Here is a 6,245-nt window from a genome sequence, read left to right as displayed (position 1 = left end):
TCGCCGTAGCGGGGTACCGCCACCGTGCGCTCGAGGTCCAGCGTGCCGTTGTCCCGGCGCTCGACGTAGTTCTGCTGGCGCTCCTCGTAGGAATCCCCGACCAGTGAGGGACGCACGGTCACGACGACCTCCAACCCCTCGTGCCACTGCCTGGGCAGCGGCACGCAGCAGGTCACGCCGCCGGCGCCGTAAGGGCGGATGCTCATGCCCACGGCGCTGCGTTTGGCATCGCCCGGGCGGTGCACGGAGAAGTAGCGGATGCCCCGCTCGGTGTAGTTCACCGCCGAGACGGACACGCCGATGGTGTCCCCGCCGCCGCAGGCGGTGAGCAGGGCGGCCATGAGCAGGGGCCAGACGATGAGAGGGGGCGAGCGGCGTGCCGTCATGCTGACGGGTCCGTGTCCGGTTTCGTTTCGTCGGCGGTTGCGGCCGGCAGCAGGCCTTGCCGCCTGGCCATCCGGCGGCAGTAGTCCAGCCGCCGTGCGTGGTCCCGAACCGATTCGGGGGCCTGGGCGAGGACGGTACTCAGCCACTCGTGGCGTTGGGAGGGAGAGTCGAAGACGCCGAATAGCGCCGGCGCACTGTCACGCAGGATCTCGATCAGGGCGTCGACCTCGTTGATCCGTAGCAGGGCCTCCGTCTGTTGGTCGTCGAACGTCACCCGCTCTGCCGGGGCGGCGGGCTCGTGCGCCGGCGGCAGCGGCTGCCACCGGGCATCGCGACCGAGGCAGTGCCAGGTCCCCGGCCCCATGAAGGCGCCGTGCTGCTCGCCGGAGAACAGGGCGAGGAGGGCGGGCAGGAGACGGGTGTCCGCCAGCCGCAGCCCGTAAGCGGTGTCCTGGACGGTGACGATGCTGAAGCGCGCCAGACGCTGTGCGGTCCCGGTGACGGACTCCGGGGTGGCGATGAGGGTGAGCATCGGCAGCCCGCGGGCCAGCTCGAACAGTGCCTCCCAGTGTTCGGGGGCGAGCGGTTCGATCACCATGGGGGAGATCGCCAGCGCCGCCCCGTCCGGGCCGGGCATGTCCGCGTACACGGCGTGCCAGCGCTTGGGGGGCAGGTGCCGGCGCAGCCAGGGCAGCACGTGCTCGTGGCGGAAGGCGGCGTCGACGAGGAGGTGGACGTGCCCTTCGGGCGCCGACTGCCGGAGGCCCCCGATCAGCTGCCGGGTGTCGTCGAGCCAGCCCTTCGGGTAGTCATCGATGAGTTGCATGACGGGCCTCCGGGACACGGGCGGGAGATGAAACCGTTGTGAGAGGAAGACACCAGGGATTTCCGGGATACACCGGACAGCCACGGTACTCAGGGTGGGACGAGCAGGCGGGAAGAGTGCAGAAAACGCTGTCGTCACGACTGGCAGCCGTGACAAACGAATGCTTCCCGTCATACAACGGCCGGTCCATGACCGACGCAGCGCTGGGGACGACATATCGGATCGGGAAATAGACGAATACCGGATCACCATCGGGACCGGCCATTCCCGTGACCCGGAAGTCATCTCCATGAGGGTGTGCCCGCCGCCGGTGCCGCACCGGCGTCAGGCCGTGATAATCGCGTGGGGTCTCAGTGCAGAGGTTGTCAGCCATGTGCCTCCTTCCCTGGTCAGCGGCCGAAAACGTCCATTGGCGCGTTAGCGCTCCCCGCCTTCCTGGCGGGTTAGTGACCGGGGGACGCCCGGTCCTGGAGTCAGAAGCCTACCGCAGTACCGCCCTGTTGCCGAGGTCCGGAGACATTCCATGTTCCACTAGCGTGACGGTGTACACGAACCATGGTCCGTTCACGGGCCGGGGATAATGCCTACCGACTACTCGACTCCTGGCTGTCTGCCGGGCCGAGCACGCGCTTGAGGAAGGGGATGGTGAGGCGGCGGTGGGCCTGCAGCGAGGCCACGTCCAGCTCTTCGAGCAACCCGAAGAGGTAACGGGTGCGCCGCGGGTAGTGGGCCAGCAGGTAGCGCGCGGTCTCCTCCGGGAGCTCGATGCCGCGGCTGCTGGCCCGGCGCTGGAGGGCGATCAGGCGATCGTCGTCGGAGAGCTCGCGCAGACAGAACACCAGCCCCCACTGGAGCCGGGAGATGAGGTCGGGCAGGGCCAGGCCGATGCGGTCCGGGCGGTGGTCGGCGGCGACGATGAGCTGGCCGCCGGCATCACGCAGGCGATTGAACAGGTAGAACAGCGCCTCCTGCCAGGCCGGGCGGTCGTGGAGCAGGTGCAGATCGTCCAGGGCCACGAGGCCGACATTCTCCAGGCCGTCGAGCAGCCCGGCACTCCACTCGAGCATGTCCTCCAGCGGCAGGTAGACCGCCGTGCGCCCGGCCGAGGTGGCCAGGGTACAGGCCGACTGGAGCAGGTGGGACTTGCCGGTGCCCGGCTGGCCGTACAGGTAGACCGGCTGGCCCGAGCGCAGCGCGGCACGGCGCACGGCCGCAACCGCCTCGGCGTTCGGGCCCGGGACGAACGCGCCGAGCTCGTTGGACTCGTCCCAGCGGAAATCCAGTGCAAGCTGCCGCCAGCCGCGGCCCTCGCCCGTCCCCGTCATCCGCCGCTCCCGCGAGCGTTCCAGCGATAGGTCAGACCCGCCTCGGCACCACCGCCGTCCGGCGATGCCGGTGCCCACAGGCTGCTGCGATCCAGCGCCGCGCGCAGGCGGTCCTCGCCGACCTCGGCCTCCACGCGGAAGACCGCGCGGTCGCCCTCGATGCCGCTGAGCTGCACGGCCACCACCCCCGCACTGTCGCCGAGGGCCCGCTCGGCCGCGGCCAGAGCGGCAAGGCCGTTCACGCCGGTGACGTTCACGCGAATCGCCGAGGACTCGCCGCTGGCGACGGTGTAATCGGGGCGCAGCTGTGCCACCGCGCGGGCCCAGACGGCGTCGGCCACCGCCGCGACATCGTCTCCGCTGGTACGCCCGCTGGCAAGGGTGGAACCGTCACGGACCAGCATCCATGCGCCGTTCCAGCCGCCGCTTCGCGCCTGCAGCGCCACCGCCAGGGCGAGGGAGGTGCCGTAACGCCGGGTCGCCTCGCCCACGCGGCCGCTGAAGCCGCCGGCGATGTCCTGATAGGTCACCGCCTGGCGGTCGGTGAGATCGAGCAGCGGCAGCAGCACCGGGACCCCGTAGTCCCTCGCGGCATCGCGCAGGGCCGTTGCCCGCGGGTCGTCCGCGCCGGCGAGGCTGCGACCGCCGTCCTGGACGCCCGCCCAGATGACCACCGCGGGACGTTCGCGCAGCCACACACGCACCCCCTGCCGTCGCAGCGACTCCCGCAGCGCCGGCACGTCGAAGGTGAGGGTGAGCGCCTGCCCGCCCGCCTCGCTGCGCAGCGCGCTGGCGGTGATGTAATCGTCCACGCGGCCGGCGATCGCCGCCGGCGCCCGGGCCGCATCACCGGTGAGGCGCTGCACTATCCGGCCCAGGGCCTGCTCCCGCGCCGCCTGGCGGCCCCCGTCCCCGGCCTGCGCGGCCAGCGGCACCGTCACCGTGGCGTCGATCGTTGCGGCCCGCGCGACGCCGGCGGCCAGCGCCGCCCCGACGAGGATCATGCCCAGCAACGGGGCCAACGCCCATGTCCGCCTCATGCCCACTCCATCCGTGATGCACCGTGATCCACCGCCACACCGTCCGGACCGGCACGGCGGAAATACTGTCGCGAGGTAAGTTATCATGGCCGCCGCGGAGCGACGACCGGCGGCCCTGCACCGCCGGCGTCGCGCTATGATGCAACGCCCGCGAGCGCAGGCAGGCGACGGGAGACGAGCGTGACGGACAACCCCCAGGGCAGGCAGGGACTTACTTATCGCGACGCCGGCGTGGACATCGACGCCGGCGCGGAGCTGGTGCGGCGCATCAGCGGGGCGGTCGCGGCAACGCAGCGCCCGGAGGTGCTCGGCGGGCTCGGCGGCTTCGGCGGGCTGTTCGAGTTGCCGGTGGAGCGCTACCGCCGGCCGGTGCTGGTCTCCGGCACGGACGGCGTCGGCACCAAGCTCAAGCTCGCCATCGAGACCGGCCGCCACGACGGCATCGGGATCGACCTCGTCGCGATGTGCGTGAACGACGTGGTGGTCGCCGGGGCCGAGCCGCTGTATTTCCTCGACTACTACGCCACCGGTGCCCTGGACGTGGACGTCGCCGAGCAGGTGGTGCGCGGTATCGCCGAGGGCTGCCGCCAGGCGGGTGCGGCCCTGATCGGCGGCGAGACCGCGGAGATGCCGGGCATGTATGCCGCCGGCCACTACGACCTCGCCGGCTTCTGCGTGGGCATTGTCGAGCGCGAGGGCATCATCGACGGCCACCGTGCCGGCGAGGGGGATGCCCTCATCGGCGTGGCCTCCAGCGGCGTGCACTCCAACGGCTACTCGCTGGTCCGCCGGGTGATCGAGCATACCGGCGCCCGCCTGGACATGCCGTTCGCCGACGGGCTCAGCCTCGGCGAGGCGCTGCTCGCCCCCACCCGCATCTACGTGCGCCCCACCCTGGCGCTGATCGACGCGGTGCCGGTGCACGCCATCTGTCACGTCACCGGCGGCGGCCTGCCGGAGAATCTGCCCCGGGTACTGCCGCAGGGCACCGCCGCCCGCGTGGACACCGCCAGCTGGCACTGGCCGGCGGTATTCGATTGGCTCCAGGGCAACGGCAGCATCGACGAGGCCGAGATGTACCGCACGTTCAACTGCGGCATCGGCATGGTCTACGCCGTGCCGGAGGCGTCTGTGGACGACGCCCTCGCCTGCCTGCAGGCCCACGGCGAACGCGCGTGGCGTATCGGCGGCGTCGTCGCGGACAAGAGCGACGGCCCGCGGGTCCGCCTGGAGGCGGGGACATGAGCAGGCCACTCGACGTCGTCGTCCTCATCTCGGGCAGCGGCACCAATCTTCAGTGCCTCATCGACGGCCAGCAGCGCGGCGAGCTGCCCATCCGCATCCGCGCGGTGATCAGCAACCGCGCCGACGCCGGCGGGCTCGAGCGGGCACGGGCCGCCGGCATCCCCACGGAGGTGCTGCCGCACCGGGACTACCCGGACCGCGAGCACTACGACGCCGACCTGGTCCGCGTCGTCGACCGCCACGAGCCGGGCCTGGTGGTGCTCGCCGGCTTCATGCGTATCCTCACCCCCGGCTTCGTGCGCCACTACCAGGGCCGGCTGATCAACATCCACCCGTCCCTGCTGCCGGCCTACCGCGGGCTGCACACCCACGAACGGGCCATCGCCGATGGCGCGGCGGCCCACGGCTGCAGCGTGCACTTCGTAATCCCGGAGCTCGATGCCGGGCCGGTCATCGTCCAGGCGCGGGTGCCCGTACACGCGGACGACACCCCGGAGACACTCAAGGCCCGGGTCCAGGAGCAGGAGCACCGCATCTACCCGCTGGCGGTACGCTTGATCGCCGAGGGGCGGGTGCGGCTCGACGACGACGGCGTCCACGTCGACGGCGAGCCCGCCGCCAAGCCGCCGGCCATCGACGCGGCGACCGACGTGGCCGCGCTGTGAACGCCCTGCGCGCCTGCCTGCGGTGGCGGGGACTGGCGACGGCGCTGCTGCTGGCCGTGCTGGCACCCTCAGCCGCCGCCTCCTACGAACCGCCACCGCCGTTCCACGCGGAGTACGAACTCAACAAGGGCATCCTGACCCTCGGGAGCGCGAGCCTGAGCTTCTCCCGCCCGCAGCCCGGCCACTACCGCTACCGGCTGTTCATGCGTCCGAGCGGCATAGCCGGATGGTTCACCGACGTCACGGTGCGCGAGGTCAGCGAGGGACGGATCGTCGACGACGGCTTCCGCCCGCTACGCTACGTCTACGACCGCAGCGGCGACGACCGGGCGCGCCGTGCCGAACTGCGCTTTAACTGGACGACGGGCACAGTGGTCAACGACGTCGGCGACACACCGTGGCGCATGGAGGTGCCGGACGACGCCCTGGACCGCGTGGTCAGCCCCCTGCAACTCATGCACGACCTCGCCGCCAGGGGCGCGGACACCGGCCGGCTGACCTACCGCATCGCTGACGGCGGCCGGCTCAAGACCTACACCGTCTCCATCGAGGGCACGGAAACCGTGGACACCCCGGCCGGGCGTTTCGAGACGGTGAAGGTCGTCCGCCGGGACGACGAGGGCGAGCGCGAGACGCGGCTGTGGTGCGCCCCGGCGCTGGCCTACCTGGCAGTGAAGGTGGAGCAGTGGGAAGCGGACGACGGCACCTTCGAGCTCGTGCTCACCGGTGTCGAGGGCCTGCCCGCCGACTGAGGCGG

The 6,245-nt window shown here is 71.5% G+C and carries 7 protein-coding genes; 3 read left to right on the top strand and 4 right to left on the bottom strand.

Annotated features, from left to right (window positions below):
• The 4 genes from C516_RS0115410 to C516_RS0115395 form a co-directional block, all read right to left on the bottom strand.
• Positions 1-386: DUF3304 domain-containing protein (locus tag C516_RS0115410; protein ID WP_018719313.1), on the bottom strand; the 386-nt coding region annotated here is incomplete at its 3' end.
• Positions 383-1,213: a DUF4123 domain-containing protein gene (locus C516_RS0115405; RefSeq protein ID WP_018719312.1), complete on the bottom strand. Its 831-nt coding sequence runs from the start codon at positions 1,211-1,213 to the stop codon at positions 383-385. The genes C516_RS0115410 and C516_RS0115405, both read right to left, overlap by 4 nt.
• 584 nt (positions 1,214-1,797) lie before the next feature.
• Complete coding sequence (gene hda / locus C516_RS0115400; RefSeq protein ID WP_018719311.1) at positions 1,798-2,538, bottom strand: DnaA regulatory inactivator Hda; 741 nt, start codon at positions 2,536-2,538, stop codon at positions 1,798-1,800.
• On the bottom strand, positions 2,535-3,578 hold the full coding sequence (locus C516_RS0115395) for a DUF2066 domain-containing protein (protein ID WP_163140081.1): 1,044 nt from the start codon (positions 3,576-3,578) through the stop codon (positions 2,535-2,537). The genes hda and C516_RS0115395 overlap by 4 nt, the downstream gene beginning before the upstream one ends.
• A 180-nt stretch (positions 3,579-3,758) precedes the next feature.
• On the opposite strand from C516_RS0115395, the gene purM reads away from it, so the two are divergent.
• Genes purM through C516_RS0115380 form a run of 3 tightly spaced genes read left to right on the top strand, consistent with a single transcriptional unit; the run spans position 3,759 to position 6,240 of the window.
• Positions 3,759-4,823: a phosphoribosylformylglycinamidine cyclo-ligase gene (gene purM / locus C516_RS0115390; RefSeq protein ID WP_018719309.1), complete on the top strand. Its 1,065-nt coding sequence runs from the start codon at positions 3,759-3,761 to the stop codon at positions 4,821-4,823.
• Positions 4,820-5,488, top strand: a complete 669-nt coding sequence (gene purN / locus C516_RS0115385) for a phosphoribosylglycinamide formyltransferase (RefSeq protein ID WP_018719308.1) — start codon at positions 4,820-4,822, stop codon at positions 5,486-5,488. The genes purM and purN overlap by 4 nt, the downstream gene beginning before the upstream one ends.
• On the top strand, positions 5,485-6,240 hold the full coding sequence (locus tag C516_RS0115380) for a DUF3108 domain-containing protein (protein WP_018719307.1): 756 nt from the start codon (positions 5,485-5,487) through the stop codon (positions 6,238-6,240). The genes purN and C516_RS0115380 overlap by 4 nt, the downstream gene beginning before the upstream one ends.
• The last annotated feature ends 5 nt before the right edge of the window (positions 6,241-6,245 follow it).

Origin of the sequence: Arhodomonas aquaeolei DSM 8974, from assembly GCF_000374645.1 — a bacterium.
GTDB lineage: Bacteria > Pseudomonadota > Gammaproteobacteria > Nitrococcales > Nitrococcaceae > Arhodomonas > Arhodomonas aquaeolei.
This window is presented reverse-complemented; position numbering and strand designations above follow the sequence as displayed.

Excerpts from the sequence above, each read along its gene's own strand:
- C516_RS0115405 (WP_018719312.1), bottom strand. The coding sequence starts at position 1,213 with ATGCAACTCATCGATGACTACCCGAAGGGCTGGCTCGACGACACCCGG.
- hda (WP_018719311.1), bottom strand. The coding sequence starts at position 2,538 with ATGACGGGGACGGGCGAGGGCCGCGGCTGGCGGCAGCTTGCACTGGAT.
- C516_RS0115395 (WP_163140081.1), bottom strand. The coding sequence starts at position 3,578 with ATGAGGCGGACATGGGCGTTGGCCCCGTTGCTGGGCATGATCCTCGTC.
- purN (WP_018719308.1), top strand. The coding sequence starts at position 4,820 with ATGAGCAGGCCACTCGACGTCGTCGTCCTCATCTCGGGCAGCGGCACC.